Here is a 16,447-nt window from a genome sequence, read left to right on the forward strand (position 1 = left end):
TCCCCTCTATTCCGCCTCTTCGAATAGGAACTCGTCGACGCCACGCCCCGCACGATGAACAGGCTATTATCTGTATATTTGTAAAAATACGTTACACTTTCACCAGCGGCCACTTCGAGCTCAGTGAAATCACAGCGTCTTCCTTCCCCTAGCTATCCCACTCATTCTGAAAGTCGCTAAGTCCAGCATGTTTCCAGCTCGTGAGGTAATGCCCCGTAAAGCAGCGGAAGATCCCCCTAGATCGAAACTCATTCACGGGGATTTCCAAAAAACCAACCCATACATCCTCATGCACCTGAACCCTTTCTTAAAATTCGTCTCAACGATCACATTCACCGTCGGCTTGGCTTCGACACAAGCAAACGCCATCAACCTCATCACCAACGGCAACTTCGAAACCGGCACCCTCGTCGGCTGGTCGTCAGGAGATGGTATTAGTTTTGTTATTAACGACGATTCGAACGATTTTGGGGGACCCGCTACGCAAACAGCCCCAATCAACGGACTCTTTGATGCCTTCTCTATACAGGGTGGTCCTAGCATTAGCATTCTCTCGCAGATGGTCGAGCTTCCAACCGACATCGCGCAGCTAGCCTTGTCTTGGAGCGATCGGATTCAAAACTTCGGAGGGAGCTTCGACGATCCCGGTCAAGAATTCCGAGTTTCCTTCTACAACAGTGCCGATCTCCTAATCGCGACGGTATTCAGCACGGACCCAGGCGACGATACGATCCAGCTCGGCCCCCACCCTCGCTCCTTCGATGTCGCCTCCACGCTGTCCGCTTACGCTGGAGAGTCCGTAAAACTGCAATTCGAAGCGGCGGCCGAAAGCGGTCCCTTCAACGTCAACATTGACGACGTGCGCCTAGATACGGTACCAGACGCCGGTTCCACGTTCGTGCTGCTACTCTCCGCATCCGCTCTTCTCTTTGGGCTGCGCCGAAAGATGTTAAATAAATAGGCCTGCCCAAATAAGAAGCTCAAACCAACGGTCCACCTGCGGTCAACGCGAGCCGCTCCCCTATAGAGCGAAGAGGCCCCCACGAGACGACAAACAGTCCCGGCCCACTCCCTCAGCAATCTCATCGGTATGCACCTCACCTCACCGGCTCGATCTGCGTCCAGTCCCGGGCGTTCAAATTCGGGTCTGTGTTGAGATTGTATAGTGCATCGTTGTGCAAGATGTAGTTGCCTTGACCATCCGTGTACGCGTTCTGGTAATAACTAGGCAGATTGATCGAGCCGCCTGACGGCGTCCCGTATGTAGTTCGCTCATGGATACTGTTCACCGACATGCTTTGCGTCCGATCACTCGAAGCGTTACGCGATTTCCAGCCATTGAAACTAATATCAAGCACATCCTCCGACTGAGTGGCCCGCGTATTTTGCCAGTTCCGGCTGGCTGCGGCCGCTTTCGCCATGCCTTCCTTAAAGATGATCTGCCGACGCCCCGCATACCACTGGTCGATCGCGTACGCCCAATCCGGGTTGATTCGGAGGGAGCGAGCAACCGCTGCAAGCTCAGGATCTTCCAAAAAATTGCTTCCAACGGGACCCACCAGCGAGGCGACATTGTTGAGATTCCACTTCGCGATTCGAGTAGCGCCATTGAAGTCGATATATGAATAATTGGATACGGTGGCAAAGGTTGTGGATTCGACTCGTTTCCCATTTTCGGTGTACTGAACGACGATCTTGCGGGCCTCTACCGCGTAGCTTTGACGCTCGCCGACTCCGCCGCTGCGTTGATTGGCGGCCTGAACCTGTTGAATTGTCGCCGAGGCATTGCGTTGCGCGAGCTGGGTAAGCTCCGGTACGGTTTCCTCCGATATGATTCGCATATCGCTTATCCGCTGTTCCGGATCGGATTGAGCGAGCACCTTTATCACCTCCCCAACGCTCGAAGGCTGTCTAAAAGCAGGACGTCCCTCATACGGTTGCATAAAACCGAGCTGGGCGTAGTCCGTATATGTGAATTCCGCGAACGGCAGGAAACTAAAAGAGCGCCCATCCGGGGCCTTGACCTCAATCGATCCGAAGTAAGGGAGCTCTTTGAACGCCGGGATATGCTCGAACTTGCCCTCCAGTTTCCATCCCTCAGGCACCAACACATGGTAAGCGGGTAAATTCTTGCGACTCACATCGTAAACGGCCTGATCCTTGAATCGCTGCGCCGGGCCCAAATCGCGATTCGCCTCCCTCTCATTGGACGCTGTTGTTTCCGTGCCTATCCGCTCTTCGCCGCCTTCGCTGTAATTGGCGAATTTGAAGGTCCCCGCCCCGACGACAACGATGCCGACCGACCCCTTGCCCATGCGACTTGACCCCAAGCTCGAAACCTCCCGACCGTTCACACTGACGGATACGGAGGAACCGTCCTCCCTAAGCGTGATCCGTTCAAACCCGTCGCCGCTCCCTTCAAAGCTGCTCGACAACGTTTTCGTAAATCCGGAGTCATCACGCTTGAAAACGTCGAACATTCCATTTCCCACCACGAACGCGTAGTACCCCCGCGGCGAGGATTGGTAGCCGTATAGCAGTCCCGCTCGAGCATCGGGCTCCGCTAGCGACGTATCCACAAACACGGAAATCTCTCGGCTACCAACCTGAGCATCGTCCGTCCCAGTGTAGAAATACTTGATGGCTCCCGGCTCGGCAGCGTTTTCAATTGTGTAAACCCCATCCGCCAGAGCGCCGCTCCATCCGTCTTGGCTTCCAGTTAAAAGAAAAGGTTCCAAAGGCCCCATGCCCTTCGGCACGAATTCGTCACGGCTTGAACAACCGGACAGAATGAAACTAAAAATCAAAACAAGGCAGAAGTGGATCGTAACTTTCATAATGAGCAGTGGCTTTCGGAAAACCTAGCCGGAACTTACTCGGAAAGCACGTACAAAACGAGAGACGAAAAAACGCCCCGCTCTTTCGAACGGGGCGTCTTTAAATTTCAACTACACCTGATAAAAGCTTATCCGCCGACGGCGATCTTCTTCATCGAGCCCATGTAGCCGCGAAGCACAGCGCCGATCTTTTCTACGCCGTGGCTGCGAATCTTGGCGTTGGCCGCGACGAGCTCCTGGTTGTCGACCGCGTTGCAGCCGCACTCGAGGCCCTTGCCGATCACGTCGGTCTTGATGCCCTTCATGAAATCGCCGAGAAGTGGAATCGCAGCGTTGGAGAAGAGGTAGCAACCGTATTCAGCCGTATCGGAGATAACCTTGTTCATCTCGTAGAGCTTCTTGCGGCCGATCGTGTTAGCGATGAGCGGAGTTTCGTGGAGAGACTCGTAGTAAGCAGACTCGGCCTTGATGCCAGCGTTGGTCATGGACTCGAACGCGAGCTCTACGCCAGCGCGAACGAAAGCCACCATGAGAATGCCCTTGTCGAAGTACTCCTGCTCGGAAATTTCAACATCGCCCGCGGTCGACTTTTCGAAAGCGGTTTCATTGGTCGCTTCGCGCCAAGCGAGCAGATCCTTGTCGTCATTGTCCCAGTCGGCCATCATCCCGCTAGAGAAGGCGCCGGACATAATGTCCTCCTGGTGCTTGTCGAAGAGATCGCGCATGATATCCTTCAACTGCTCGGAGAGCTCAAAGGCCTTGAGCTTGGCTGGGTTGCTCAGGCGATCCATCATGTTGGTGATGCCGCCGTGCTTGAGCGCTTCGCAAATCGTATCGAAGGAGTGCTGAACGAACTTGGAGGCCCAACCCTCTTCGATGCCCTCTTCGATCATCTTGTCGTAAGCGAGGAGAGAACCAGCCTGCAGAAGGCCGCAGAGAATGGTCTGCTCGCCCATGAGATCGGACTTCACTTCGGCGATGAAGCTGGACTCGAGACAGCCGGCGCGATCGCCGCCCGTGGCGCAAGCGTAGGCCTTGGCGATGTCCCAACCCTTGCCTTCCGGATCGTTTTCGGTGTGGACCGCGAGGAGCGTCGGAACGCCGAAACCGCGCTTGTACTCTTCGCGCACCTCAGTACCGGGGCTCTTAGGAGCAACCATGATCACAGTGAGGTCCTTGCGGATTTCCATGCCTTCTTCCACGATATTGAAACCGTGCGAGTAAGCCAGCGTCGCGCCCTTCTTCATGAGCGGCTGCACTGCATTGATAACCGCGGTGTGCTGCTTGTCCGGAGTGAGGTTAAGCACTAGATCCGCAGAAGGAAGCATCTCTTCGTAAGTACCGACGGCGAAACCGTTCTCGGTCGCGTTCTTCCAAGACTGACGCTTTTGCTCGATCGCTTCCGCGCGGAGCGTGTAGCTCACGTCGAGACCGGAGTCGCGCATGTTGAGGCCCTGGTTCAAGCCCTGAGCGCCACAGCCAACGATGACCACTTTCTTGCCCTTGAGTGCTTCGACTCCGTTAAACTCGGAGGAATTCATGAAACGGCAACGGCCGAGTTGCTCCAGCTTTTGGGCCAAAGTCAGTGTGTTGAAGTAGTTTTTTCTGCTCATGGTTAGCGTGGTCTAAAATTGGAAAAGCGAGCACTATGCGGCCCTCTCCCCTCGGGTAAAGCGCTTTTTCGCGCTCTAATATATAGACGCAAGCCGCAACCCTCAGCTCGGTTTTCGCGCAACCCACATGCGGCAGTCCTCCGAAAAATCGAGCACCGCCGCGGATTCGCGGGCCAACTCGCTGCGCATCGCGTCCTCCACGACCTCGAACCCAGCCAACTCCAAGTCCTCCACCACGTCGCTCCGCAAGGGCACGTGCATGAAAGTCGTCCCATGCTCCGTCTCGAAGTGCCGATCCCCAAAGTCCACCAACTGGTCGTTCTGACTGAGGTCGTGCTCCGGATCGTCCGCCACCGCGAACACCTTGGAATACAAGCGATCCTCCCGATCCAAAGTGGAAAAGATAAACACGCCCCCGGGCCGAAGCACCCTGCAAACCTCGCGCAAGGCCGTCCGCCTCATCTCCCGACCGGGAATCTGCATCAAGCCGTTGAAGGCAAAAACCGCCCCATCGAAGCTGCCCTCTGCAAAGCTCAAAGCCGTGGCATCCTCCCGCTGGAAGCGAAACGGACACCCCAAGCACTCCGCGATCTCGCGAGACTCTTGCACCATCGACTCCGCCAGATCCGTGCCCAGCACGCTCTCGAAGCCCTCTTCCCAGAGCCCAATGCTAGCTCGGCCCGCACCGCAGCCCAAATCCAGCAAATTTTCTTTGCGGACGAAGTACTTGTTGAACAACAGCTTCTCAGACTCCCACAGTCCCACGTTGGCCACAGCCTTAGCATAGTGTTGCACTGTACCCGCCTCGTTGAAATAACCCCGAACTCTTTCTACATCCATTTACCAAAAATTTTCCGATAAAAAGATTGATCAAACACCGCAAAGCGACCTTATTACGCGGTTTCCAATTTTTCCGATGAAAGCAACCATTCAAACACAGGGCAAACAGTACACCGTAACAGAAGGCGACGTTCTCATCTTGAACCGCTACCCAGACACGGAAGCTGGCCAAAAGCTCGAAATCAACGAAGTCCTTACCGTGGGCGAAGGCGATGCTTTCAAGCTCGGCGCACCTTTCGTCAGTGGCGCAAAGGTCTCCGCAACGATTCTCGAAAACAAGCGCGGTCGCAAGATCGTCGTCTTCAAGAAGAAGGCCAAGAAGGGCTACGAGCGCCGCCGCGGTCATCGCCAAGAGCTCTCCGTCATCAAGATCGACTCCATCGAGTCCTAATCCAAAACTATCTAGCTAGCAATTAGCACCCTTCAGTCATGGCACACAAAAAAGGACAAGGTACTTCCAAGAACGGACGCGATTCCAACCCAAAGAACCTCGGCGTTAAGAAGTTCGGCGGCGAAGAAGTAATCGCAGGCAACATCATCGTTCGCCAACGCGGTACTCGCTTCCACGCCGGCAAGAACGTCGGTATGGGACGCGACCACACCCTCTTCGCCCTCTCCGACGGCAAGGTCGTATTCGACAAGGAGCACCGCAAGGTCGCCGTCGAAGCCTAAGCGATTCAAGCGAAACACTTTCAAGAGCCCTTTCCGAAACGTCGGAAAGGGCTTTTTCGTACCCAGCCCCAACAAGCCCACAAGGCCCAAGGATACCGCTCAACCCACGGCCGATCCCGCCGATCCTAAAAGCGAACGCAGCCATGGACCCCAACCGACTCCAAAAGCTAAAGCAGCAAAAGCAACTCATCCTCGAGCACCTCGACTGGCTCAACCAAGAGATCGATCGAGAAACGATCGCCGCAAAGCCCAGCCCCAGCCCAAAGACAAACCGGCTCATCGAAGCGATCCCCGAGGACAAGGAAGTCGCCTCCCAGCTCGAAATCGAATCAACCCCACGCCATCAGGTCGCGAGCGACCTCTACAGCGAACTCGGCCCCGACACCAAAAACGCCGCTAGCGAAACCAAACGCGGCTGCCTATTCATCGCCGCCCTCGCCTTCGCAGGCCTCGCCGCCGTGATCGGCTGGGTGGTTTTCTACTACTGAGACAGCCCAGGACGCGCAAACCACCGTCCGGAAGCTACCCCTTGAGCACGTGCTCGTTCGCCATGACGACACCGCTGAGCATGCTGCCAACGATCCCCAGGTAGCCCTGATCCGTCCCGCACAAGAACAGGTTATCCCAGGATGTCCGACCGTCCTTCACCTTGTCCGGCGTCCCGTAGATCGCGCCGCGAGCGCGACGCGTGAACTTCTTAACCGTCTTCGGAGTAAACATGTCAGTCGCCACCAACTCGCTCGAGTAATCCCGCGTGGGAACAGGCATCATAGGAAGTATAGACTTCTGGATACGCCCGAACCAATCCGCCTTAGCCGCCTCATACGCTTCGGCAGAGTACCCGCACCAAGTATCGTGATTGGCCAAACAAGTGACCCGCACCAGACCTTCCTTCAGTGGACGGTCGCCAAACTCGAAATTGTTCGGCAGGCAAATCACCCCGCTTCGCAAATCGATCGGATCCGACGGATTGCGGTAGGCAAAGCGCTCCGCATTATTGAAAAAGACAATCGTGTCGTCGCCCCAACCCCACGTCTCCGGCAGCGACTTGTAGACCGCGATCGTCTCGGAAAACGAAAGCTTGCCCGCCTGCTCCGACTGGTCCGACACCAAGGACGAGTCAACCAGCGCGTAAGTCTCCGGCAAACCCGCGCAGGAAAGCACCACGTCCGCGGAAACTTCCGTACCGTTATCCAACTCGATGCGAGAGATCTTCCCGCCCTCGGCGACGAGACGCTTCACTCCCGTCTTCATTTTCCGGATACCGCCAAGTTTGCGATAGCGATCCAAAACGACGCGAATCAAGAGGCGAATTCCCTCCGCCGGCCTCGCCAAGCCCTCGTGGAAGATGGAGCGAAACATGATGACGAACTGGCCGACATCCATGTCGTCCTCCACCGCAGACCCATAGTACATCAACGGACAGAAGATCATCTCCTCCAGCAGAGGATCGGAAACGAACCCCTTGATCCACTCCCGCGTCGACCGGTAAGGCTGGTTCAGGTCCACATCGGGGTAGTCCCGAATCGCCTTGCTCAAGCGAACGAAACCATCGATCTGTCCCGGAAAAACTCGCTCCACCTCGCTCTCAAGCAAAGCTTCCTCGTTGCCAAAACGTAGGTTCACGCCCGGAAAGGCGATACGAGAGGACTTTTGTTCGATCAGGTCGAGCTCCGCCCGGTCGATCCTCAACTGGCGCAGCAACTTATTGAAGATGGCGCGACGCTCCTTCGCCGGCACATAATTCGTCATGGCGTGCAAGCCGACGTCATACTTGCGCCCCTCCTTCGCATAGAAGCTGTTCAAGCCGCCCGGAGCGTTGTGCTGCTCTAGAATGATTGCCTTCTTACCGAAGTGCGCCGCCCGAATTCCAGCGGACAGACCGGACATTCCCGCCCCAATGATCGCTACGTCGTAATGCTCTGACATTTCGTACTCAAGTCGTGGATACAAGAATGGCCCAACCGCTCGCGGTGGGCCAATTCGAAAAAAAATGGACCTGTTCGGAACCCTCTTAGACCAAGGCGTTGAACTTTGGAGTCAGGTACTCCGCGCAGCTATCCAAGGATGCGAGCTGAACGTAGTCGGCTTCGGGCACTTCGATGCTGTGCTGTTTACGGAGTTCCATCACGATATCGAGGAAGTCCATCGAATCGAGATCCAGTTGCTCACGTAGGGCGACATCGCCTTTAACATCGCTAAGATCCTCGTCAGGAGCGATTTCCGCGATGATGTCGAGCACCACTTGCTTGCATTCGTCTTTGGTCATGTAAGTTTTCTTTGCTAGTTCGAAAAGCGCTTGATGATCAGCGCCGAGTTAATACCGAGCATACCAAAGGAATTATTAAGAATGGCGTCAACCCGTTTCGCTTGCTTCGCCTCGTTGATAACCAGCCCCGGCAAATCGCACTTCGGATCGAGATTATCCACGTTGATCGTTGGGTGAACCAGCCCATCCTCGAAGGACGGCAAGTTGCCCGCGAGCTCCAAGGAGCCAGCCGCTCCCATCGCATGCCCGATGTAACCCTTGGTATTGTTGATGTGCGTGTCCGGACAGTCCGCGAACACTTCGCGCACCGCCTCGCACTCCTGAATATCGCCCAAAGGCGTCGCCGTGGCGTGCGTGCTCACGATGTGAATATCGCTCGGCTGCATGCCCGCCTTCTCCAAGGCCCCTCGCATGCACTCGGCCTGGCGCTCGGGATTGGGCAAAACGTAATCCGTCGCGTCGGAATTGATCTTGTAGCCTACGATTTCGCCATAGATCTTCGCTCCGCGAGCCTGGGCATCCTCCAGACGCTCAAGCGTATACAACGCGCCGCCCTCGGAAACCACGATCCCGTTGCGATCCTTGTCAAACGGACGAGAAGCCTTGTTCGGATCCTCGTGCTCGGCCAAGGCCCCCTGGCTCTTGAAGCCGGCAAAAATTCCAAACGAGCGAATACTCTCGGAAACGCCGCCCGCAATCGCGAAATCGACCTCCCCAAGCTGCAGCATCTGCATCCCCTGGATCAAACCGAGATTTCCCGCCGCGCAGGCTGCCCCGATCGTATAGGCAGGTCCATGCACCTTGAGATTCAGGGAAACCTCGCCCGCCGGATTGTTCGAAACCGTCCGCGGATTGTGGTGGTGCGACCAAAACTTGGTGTCGTAGTCGAATTGCGAAATGTTGTAGACCTCGTTCTCCGTCTCCACGTTTCCGTGCTCCGTGGTGCCGACATAGATGCCCGTACGCTTGGCGTCGAGCTGATCGACCTCGATCCCCGCATCCGCCAAGGCTTCCCGCGCGCAGTAGATAGAAATGCTGCCCGCCCGCGTGCCGACTCTCAAGTCCTTGCGACGCTGATACTTGGTCGCCTCGAAGTCGCAAACGCCCGCCAAGACCTGCCCCATGTAGCGCATGTCGATCCGGCTGATACCGCCCTTGCCTTCCAAGAGGCTACGACGAAATTCCTCAAGCGTATTGCCATTGGGAGAAGTTAGGCCAACGCCGGTTATTACTACTCTACTAAGTGCCATAGGTTTTTTCCGAGATTGCGATCAAGCAGGACAAGGCATCGGGGTTAGCCATTTATGCCCTCCATTCAACACAAAATCAGAGAGGAACACAACGCCCGCAGGTTTTGCAGGAAGATTTCCCGAAACCGCGCCGCCCTCTAGGTACAGCCGACTCCCCAAAGCCTGCCACAACCGTGAATGAATCAATTCAAACAAGCAGGGTAATCACCCCTTTTTTTACCATATTTCTATCGAGATACGATAATAGAGCGTAAAGGTGCAACAAACATGTTGCTTAGGCTAAGCACTTGATCATTAATTGTCGTCAACGAACTGGTAGTAATACGTAACATACCTGAATCGCCACCTAAGAAAACTCCAACAGCCAGCACCTGTATTTAGACCGTAGACCGAATGAAAGTCGTACTCATCGAAGACCAAATACTCTTTAGAGAACTCACAGAATCAATCGTCAGGACCGACTTTGGACTGGAAGTTGTTGGACAATTCGACGACGGGGAGGAAGGCCTCCAAGCCTGTCTCGATCTCCAACCAGACCTCGTGATCCTCGATCTCAAGATCAAGAAACTTGGCGGACTCACCGTCTTCAACCGGATCAAGGATCGCACCCCAGAGTGCAAAGTCATCCTCGTCTCCGCCCACTTCACCCCGGAAATCGTCAAGAACACCGTCGAACGCGGCGTCAACGGACTGGTTACCAAAAACAGCTCCATCGAGAGCCTCAAGGACGCCATCGGCCAAATCCTCAAGGGCGCCGTCTACTACTCTCCGGAAGCCTACAAGCTGCTCCGCCAACCCATCACCAACAAGGACTACAACGACAGCCTCAAGATGCTCACGCCTCGCGAGACCGACGTGCTCCAAATGGTTGGCGAAGGCTACAGCTCCAAGGAAATCGCCCGCTCCTTCAACCTCAGCGTACGCACTATCGACGCCCACCGCTCCAACATAATGCGCAAGCTAAACCTGCGCGGAGCGACCGACATGACCCGTCTCGCCGTCAAGCTGAAGCTGGTCAGCCAAGACTAAGCGCAAGCGCTCCAACAACCTTTCAAACAAGAAGGCGTCCCATCGAAGGGACGCCTTTTTTCGGGGCCGATTTCCCCAAAGAATTAAAAACAACGCCGGCCGGCGCCTACGCTAGGCTCGGTTCAGGACCTCGGATACCTCCCGGATATACGCGTCCGACTCCTCTTCGATCCGCTCGACCAAGTTCTCCACCTTCAAGACCTCCCCTCCCTTGCTGAGCGAAAGGGCGGCTTCGGTGATTCGGAAGAGCTTCCGAGCTCCCAAGGCTGCAGCGGATCCCTTCATCTGGTGAATCACGTCGTGCGCCTCTTCCTCGTTCTTCGCGGCGATAGCCGCTTCCAACTCTTCCAGGAGCCGAGGGGTCTCCTCCAAGTAAATCTCGAACAATCGCCGCAAGAGCGGGCGACCGTCCTTTTCCCTTAGCAACAAATCGTCAATCGTCGCCTTATCGTATACAACTTCGTTAGAAACATCTGGTAACATGGCTCGGAAACCTGCGCCAACTCAGTATCGTTGGCGAGCGTCAAGCGCGCTTTTCAAGGTCCCCGAATCCGCGTAGAGCACCGAAGCTCCGCTCGGCAAACCAAAGCCGATTCGCGACACTTCCACCGAATCGCTCTCCACCAACTCCGTCAGGTAATGGCAAGTCGCCTCCCCTTCCACGTCGTTCGGCAAGGCGAGGATAACCTCCGTCACCGACTCGGCTTTCACGCGTCCCGCCAAGCCCGCCAAATTCAAGCTCTCCGGACCGACTCCATTGATGGGAGACAGCTTTCCATGCAAAACATGGTAGCGCCCCCGGTAGGCGCCCGACTTCTCGATCGCCATCAAGTCGCTCACATGCTCCACGACGCAGAGCGATCCGCTCTCCTCCCGACGAACGTCCTCGCAAATAGAGCAACGCTCCTCCTCGCAAACATTTCCGCAAGTCGAACAGCTACGCACCCGTTCGCTCGCGCTCAAGATTGCGTCGCTTAGCCGCTTCGCCGCCTCCGGCTTTTCCAGCAAGAGATGGATCGCCATCCGCTCAGCCGAGCGAAAGCCCACGCCCGGCAAGCGCTTGAGCTCCTTTTGCAAAGCCTCGAAAGCGGGAGTCATACGGTTGCGTAAGGAAAATCCAACTACATCAACCCAGGCATGCTGAAGCCTTGAGTCGCCTTGGACATTTCCTCTTCGTTGTATGCCTTCGCCTTGGAAGCGGCCTCCTTGATTGCCTCGAGCAAGGTTTCCTCCACCAAGCTCGCCTCTTCCTTCAGAAGCTCCGGATCGATCTTGAGCGATTTGAACTCGCTCTGCCCATTGATGGTAATCCGCACCGCGCCACCGCCGCTAGAGATTTCAAGTTCCTTGTTCGCAAGCTCCTCCTGCATCGCCTCGATCTTCTTCTGCATCTTAGCGGCTTGCTTCATCAATTTGCCAACTCCAGCCATAATTCAGCTCCTTTTCTTAAAATAGTTTCGGGTTAATCGTTTCGTAAAACAGCGGGCCAAGCTGCCGCCAGCGAAGGCTTCCGTCAATCCCTATCCCTCGCCCAACAAATCCCCGAATCCTTCGCGAAAGCTGGCGAAACGAGGACGCCAGCCCGCAGCCTCGCAAAAAGCGGAATTGCTGATTCGCCGGTTCGCCGGTCGGCCCGTCTCCCCCAAACGTCGCGAACCGCGGCCGCTCCCATCGGCTTCGCCGGTGTAGCGCGGCACCGGATTTCCTAACGTCCCCGCAATCCAAGCCGCGATGTCCTGCTTCAAGGCCGGCTCGTCGTCCACAACCGTAAAAACGCCCGACACCGCGACCTCCGCCTCCAAGCAGCTCCAAACCGCGGAAACCGCATCCTCGATGCGAACCAAGTTAAGGTAGTAGTCACCCCAGCCCGGCAATTCCGCTTCGCCCAACTTGAGGCGGTCCAACATCAAATGCCGGCCCGGACCATAAAGCCCCGCCAAACGCAGGACCGTCGCGGCGACGCCCTTCATGCCCTGCAAAAAAACGTCTTCCGACTCCCGCATCAGGGCCCCGCGTTCGTTCGCTGGAGGCGGAGCCGTCCCCTCGTCTACCCAGGCCCCGCCCGCATCGCCATAGACGCTCACGCTACTAGTATAGATAGCTCTCCCCGCGAAGCCAACCTCCTCAGCCCATTTGCAAAGCGATCGGTTCCCTTCGACATAGGACTGGCGATACCCTGCCAAGCCTCCTCCGGCCGAGCTCACGCAATTCACCACGAAATCGACATCGCCGCCAGCAAATCCGTGCCAGCCGTCTTCGTCGACCAAACCTGCGAACACCTCCGCTCCCATCTCCTCGACCTCGGCTAGCGTATCCAGATTCCGAGACACTGCCTTCACCCTCATCCCGCGAGCAATGGCTTCGCCTACCAGAATGCGGCCCAAATACCCGCAGCCCAAAACCAGCAAACACTTCCCTTTCGTCTCGACCATCCCTTCTTCTCGCCACTCCTCGGCCCGGCGGCAAGGCTAAGCTCGCAGCACTGCCCCATCCCGTCCTGCGCAACCAAAAAGAACCGAGATCCTCGCAGATCTCGGTTCCCGCAAAAAGTACCTCGGCTAATCCCCCAAAGGTATCCGTTCCAGGGTGAAGCTGGGCAGCGGATTGTTTTCTCGGAAATTAGCAGCCGACGAGGTCACTCCGTTTTGCTCGACCGACTGAACTGCAGTCGTAAGCGGATTCCCATAGGTCAGCTTCAGCAAACACACCTCTCCGGGCTGGGCCAAACCGGCGTGAATCGCGGCAGCTGGCACGGAATTACGGTGCGTGTAGCGCCCGTTCGCATAAAAAAGCTGGCCTACCTTAGCATCCCGATCCGTTACGTTCACGAGCAGCAGCACCACCTCCCCCGGCTTGGGATCGCTCGGAGCCTCCGCGACCGCCCCTAACTTCTGCGCCGCCAAACGAACACTCTGTTCCTCTGAAACCACGAACTCCGCGCCGGCAGCCGCAGGTGCCAGCCTCAGCCACATCTGATTCGTTTTTCCGGGCGGTTCCCAGCCGTACAGCGACAAAGCCCCCTCGTCATCGAAGCTCGGCACCAAACTAAAAGCAAACGACTCGCCCGGCCGGCCGCGGACCGGCTCCGGACTCCCTTCTACCGAGAGCCTAATCGCCAAGTGCCCAAGCAGCTCGAAAAAATCGCCGGACACCAAGCCTGGCGGCAAGCCGGACGGACGCCGCCCCAAGAGATCCTCCCCCACCACATCGCCCGAAATGGCCCCGCGCGACCGATCCCAATTCAAACGAAAATACGACGCCTCCGCCTTCCTCGAAATACTCGTATTCACCGCTACGAAGGGACCCTTTTCCATCGCCTCCAAAACCTTGGCCCGCGCCAGTTCCACCGCCTTCGGATCGACTCGCGTCAGCTCTACCGGACCGCCGCCCCCCATGTTTCCGTTCACACGGCCCGTGAATCTCGGAGCGGGATCGATCCCCGCCAAGCTGAGCTGCCAGCGTTGCTGCAAAAACTGGCGAAAGGTATCGCTGCCCTCGATTTGCTTCGTCGCTGTCAAGCTCACCACTTCTCCTGAAACGTTGCCGGTCAGCTCCATCCCGAGATTCTGTCCGAGCAACCAGGACTTGCCCTTGGCCAAACCGCCTTCGGCGACCTGCAGCTCTATCCAAACCGGCCAACGCTCGGGATCCCCTGGCTTGCCCACGTCGATAAATCCAGTGAACGCGACTGGCTTCAGCAGCCCCTTCTGCATAAACTGAACCATCGCCTCGCGCTCGGCTTTCACCTTGGCCACAGAAACCGTCTCGCCGAGATCAAGCCGCACTTGCCCATGCCCCAAAAAGTCCGAGCGCTCGTTCGGCCGCCAACGACCCGCATAAACCTTGCCCTCCTTGTCCAGCATCAGCCGCCACTGCTCTCCTCCGGGAAGATCCACGTAGAAGGCTCCCTCGCCCAGCACGAGACCGATGCGCCCTTGACCGCTCCACTCCCTTCCTCCGGCGGATTTTACGACGAGGCTAAACGTATCGCTCTCGCCATTACGCTCCACCAGAAGCGCCATCCCTTCCCTGCCGCCGGTTCTAGTGTCGAGCTTTTCGCCGGACAAACGAGCCCGACCTCCCAACGGTTCGGATACCCGCGCCATGGCCTTCTTGTTCGCAGCCTCCTGCTCTTTGAACTTCGCGATCGGAAGCCCATTCAAACTCCGATCTCGCTTGAGGACAAATCGAGCCTGCCCCAGCCAACTGTTAGGGAAGTCCGCAGTCCCTTCCAGCTGGGAAGCATCCAACGGACCCTCCGCAACCAGCGCGATTCGGCCGCGATTATCAGCCTGTCCGGCGGGAGAGATCGCCTGCCCGATCTCCAAGGTGATTCGTATCCGATCCGTGAACTCGTCCACCTGGTCTACTCGACCCGTCACAGGGTGCACGCGCGCTGGCGACAAGGCATCGACCCGCTTCGGATCGTCCACGATCACCGCCTGCCCCCGCAGATTGGATTCCCAACGGTCGAACTTCACGGAAATCACCGCCGCCGGCCCCTTTTCCTCGGCAGATACCAGCGCCAAATCCTCCGCTACGAAAAGCTTGCCCAAGGCCTCCAGCCTCCGCTCCTTCCGCTCCGCCATTTCCTTGGACTGCTCCTGCAATGCCGCGGCGAGCGTCTTGCCACTCTCGACTTTCTTAAAACGTTGCGGCGCCGTGGGTCGAGCCGACACCGACTCCGACGCCAGCTCCAGAATATCGCCTGCCACAGTCACCGCATAAACAGTAGCTCGCCCAGAAGCATCCCCCAGCGAAAGTCGACTTCCATCGAGAACCGTCGCCTCGTAGGTCATCGTGCCTCGAGGCGAACTCGCCAGAACCTTGCCGTCCTTCAGAAACTCGAACCCGAGAAAGCTACCCTCCGAGACCCGCATCCAGGTTCCCGCAAGCTGTCCCGTCTTGCTCACCTTCTTCCCTTCGAGAGGCACGCTCATGTCGGACACGCTATCGGGCGATCCACCTCCACACCCCGCAAGCAACAAACTAAACAACAAAACGAATACTGAAAAAAGGGAGGCAAACCCGCCCCGATAGAAACCGATCCATCCGGATCGCGATATATAGGAGTTCATTGATAGTATTAATGGAACGAAACCGTCAGACTAGTTGAAAACTTCCCCAAGCGGCGCTTCCCACCGGCAATCCGAACCCCAAAAAACACGTCTGCGTGAGCGCAGAAAGACCGATACGCGAAGCGCCTTTCAGGACGAGAATCAGACGCAAAGGCTCTCGAACCTATTCACAACTTTTTGAACATTCTCCACGCCACATACAAGCCCGAAGCATCCGCTGCCTAAGCGCGAGCTTGCTCACAAAACAATTGCCTGCCCTCCTCCGCATCCCCCAAATAAAAACCATGCCCGCAGCCACTCCTACCGCCCTCGTCATCGTCTTCGACGGCATCGAAGAAATCGAAGCTCTCACTCCCGTCGATATCCTGCGCCGCGCCGAAATCGACGTCACCGTAGCCAGCGTCAACGGCCACGCCGCCGTCACCGGACGCAACCAAATCACCTTCTCCGCCGATACCTCTCTGGCGCTCGTCGACTCGGAAGCCTTCGACCTGGTCCTCCTCCCCGGAGGCCCCGGCGTATTGGAGCTTCTCAACGACCAATCCGTGCGCGACATCCTAGTCGCCCAGGACAAAGCCGGCAAGGAACTGGCCGCCCTCTGCGCCGCTCCGAAAATCCTAGCCACCCACGGCATCCTCGACGGGCGCTCCGCCACTTCCCATCAATCCGTTCGCGACGACCTCCCCCTCGCATCCAACGCCCCCGTCGTCATCGACGGACACATCACCACCTCCCAAGGCCTCGGGACCGCAGTCGAATTCTCCCTCGCCCTCGTTGAGAAGCTACGAGACAAGACCACTGCCCAACAAATAGCAGACTCCATCCATTTCACTCCTTCGAACTAAACCTCACTCCCTTT

Annotated in this window: 17 protein-coding genes; 6 read left to right on the top strand and 11 right to left on the bottom strand. The window is 56.9% G+C overall.

The window, feature by feature from the left end:
- Positions 1-187: 187 nt before the first annotated feature.
- A complete protein-coding gene (locus QEH57_RS03785) occupies positions 188-961 on the top strand; it encodes a VPDSG-CTERM sorting domain-containing protein (protein ID WP_309005349.1) in 774 nt (257 codons plus the stop codon).
- Positions 962-1,097: 136 nt separating this feature from the next.
- Here the strand turns inward: QEH57_RS03785 and QEH57_RS03790 are convergent, their stop codons facing one another.
- The 3 genes from QEH57_RS03790 to QEH57_RS03800 all read right to left on the bottom strand — a co-directional run bounded on the left by QEH57_RS03790 (position 1,098) and on the right by QEH57_RS03800 (position 5,290).
- A complete protein-coding gene (locus tag QEH57_RS03790; RefSeq protein WP_309005350.1) occupies positions 1,098-2,480 on the bottom strand; it encodes a hypothetical protein in 1,383 nt (460 codons plus the stop codon).
- Between the two features lie 485 nt (positions 2,481-2,965).
- Positions 2,966-4,450, bottom strand: a complete 1,485-nt coding sequence (gene ilvC / locus QEH57_RS03795) for a ketol-acid reductoisomerase (protein ID WP_309005351.1) — start codon at positions 4,448-4,450, stop codon at positions 2,966-2,968.
- A gap of 102 nt (positions 4,451-4,552) precedes the next feature.
- Positions 4,553-5,290, bottom strand: a complete 738-nt coding sequence (locus tag QEH57_RS03800; protein ID WP_309005352.1) for a class I SAM-dependent methyltransferase — start codon at positions 5,288-5,290, stop codon at positions 4,553-4,555.
- Between the two features lie 76 nt (positions 5,291-5,366).
- Here QEH57_RS03800 and rplU point away from each other — a divergent pair, with 76 nt between their 5' ends.
- The 3 genes from rplU to QEH57_RS03815 all read left to right on the top strand — a co-directional run bounded on the left by rplU (position 5,367) and on the right by QEH57_RS03815 (position 6,450).
- A complete protein-coding gene (gene rplU, locus QEH57_RS03805) occupies positions 5,367-5,681 on the top strand; it encodes a 50S ribosomal protein L21 (protein WP_309005353.1) in 315 nt (104 codons plus the stop codon).
- Between the two features lie 38 nt (positions 5,682-5,719).
- A complete protein-coding gene (gene rpmA / locus QEH57_RS03810; RefSeq protein ID WP_309005354.1) occupies positions 5,720-5,962 on the top strand; it encodes a 50S ribosomal protein L27 in 243 nt (80 codons plus the stop codon).
- Between the two features lie 143 nt (positions 5,963-6,105).
- A complete protein-coding gene (locus QEH57_RS03815) occupies positions 6,106-6,450 on the top strand; it encodes a hypothetical protein (RefSeq protein ID WP_309005355.1) in 345 nt (114 codons plus the stop codon).
- Positions 6,451-6,484: 34 nt separating this feature from the next.
- Here the strand turns inward: QEH57_RS03815 and QEH57_RS03820 are convergent, their stop codons facing one another.
- From QEH57_RS03820 to QEH57_RS03830, 3 genes are all read right to left on the bottom strand, one after another.
- Entirely contained in the window at positions 6,485-7,891 is a 1,407-nt protein-coding gene (locus tag QEH57_RS03820) for an FAD-dependent oxidoreductase (RefSeq protein ID WP_309005356.1), read from the bottom strand.
- 85 nt (positions 7,892-7,976) lie between these two features.
- Positions 7,977-8,231 (bottom strand): phosphopantetheine-binding protein, encoded by a 255-nt coding sequence (locus tag QEH57_RS03825; protein ID WP_200358398.1) that lies wholly within the window; start codon positions 8,229-8,231, stop codon positions 7,977-7,979.
- 14 nt (positions 8,232-8,245) lie between these two features.
- Positions 8,246-9,481, bottom strand: coding sequence for a beta-ketoacyl-[acyl-carrier-protein] synthase family protein (locus QEH57_RS03830; RefSeq protein ID WP_309005357.1), 1,236 nt, complete (start codon positions 9,479-9,481; stop codon positions 8,246-8,248).
- Positions 9,482-9,874: 393 nt separating this feature from the next.
- Between QEH57_RS03830 and QEH57_RS03835 the strand changes: the two genes are divergently transcribed.
- Entirely contained in the window at positions 9,875-10,510 is a 636-nt protein-coding gene (locus QEH57_RS03835) for a response regulator transcription factor (protein ID WP_191616704.1), read from the top strand.
- Positions 10,511-10,621: 111 nt separating this feature from the next.
- Here QEH57_RS03835 and QEH57_RS03840 read toward each other — a convergent pair whose 3' ends face one another.
- The 5 genes from QEH57_RS03840 to QEH57_RS03860 all read right to left on the bottom strand — a co-directional run bounded on the left by QEH57_RS03840 (position 10,622) and on the right by QEH57_RS03860 (position 15,450).
- Positions 10,622-10,993 carry an Hpt domain-containing protein gene (locus QEH57_RS03840; protein WP_309005358.1) on the bottom strand — a complete coding sequence of 124 codons (372 nt, stop codon included), beginning with the start codon at positions 10,991-10,993 and terminating at the stop codon, positions 10,622-10,624.
- Positions 10,994-11,014: 21 nt separating this feature from the next.
- Positions 11,015-11,608 (bottom strand): recombination mediator RecR, encoded by a 594-nt coding sequence (gene recR, locus QEH57_RS03845; RefSeq protein ID WP_309005359.1) that lies wholly within the window; start codon positions 11,606-11,608, stop codon positions 11,015-11,017.
- A 23-nt stretch (positions 11,609-11,631) separates the two neighbouring features.
- Positions 11,632-11,940 (bottom strand): YbaB/EbfC family nucleoid-associated protein, encoded by a 309-nt coding sequence (locus QEH57_RS03850; protein ID WP_309005360.1) that lies wholly within the window; start codon positions 11,938-11,940, stop codon positions 11,632-11,634.
- 90 nt (positions 11,941-12,030) lie between these two features.
- Complete coding sequence (locus QEH57_RS03855; RefSeq protein ID WP_309005361.1) at positions 12,031-12,942, bottom strand: NAD-dependent epimerase/dehydratase family protein; 912 nt, start codon at positions 12,940-12,942, stop codon at positions 12,031-12,033.
- A 126-nt stretch (positions 12,943-13,068) separates the two neighbouring features.
- The gene (locus tag QEH57_RS03860) at positions 13,069-15,450 is read right to left on the bottom strand and encodes a hypothetical protein (RefSeq protein ID WP_309005362.1); all 2,382 of its coding nucleotides are present in this window, start codon (positions 15,448-15,450) and stop codon (positions 13,069-13,071) included.
- 422 nt (positions 15,451-15,872) lie between these two features.
- Here QEH57_RS03860 and QEH57_RS03865 point away from each other — a divergent pair, with 422 nt between their 5' ends.
- Positions 15,873-16,433, top strand: a complete 561-nt coding sequence (locus tag QEH57_RS03865; RefSeq protein ID WP_309005363.1) for a DJ-1 family glyoxalase III — start codon at positions 15,873-15,875, stop codon at positions 16,431-16,433.
- Positions 16,434-16,447 lie beyond the last annotated feature (14 nt).

This window comes from Pelagicoccus sp. SDUM812005, assembly GCF_031127875.1.
Lineage (GTDB): Bacteria > Verrucomicrobiota > Verrucomicrobiia > Opitutales > Opitutaceae > Pelagicoccus.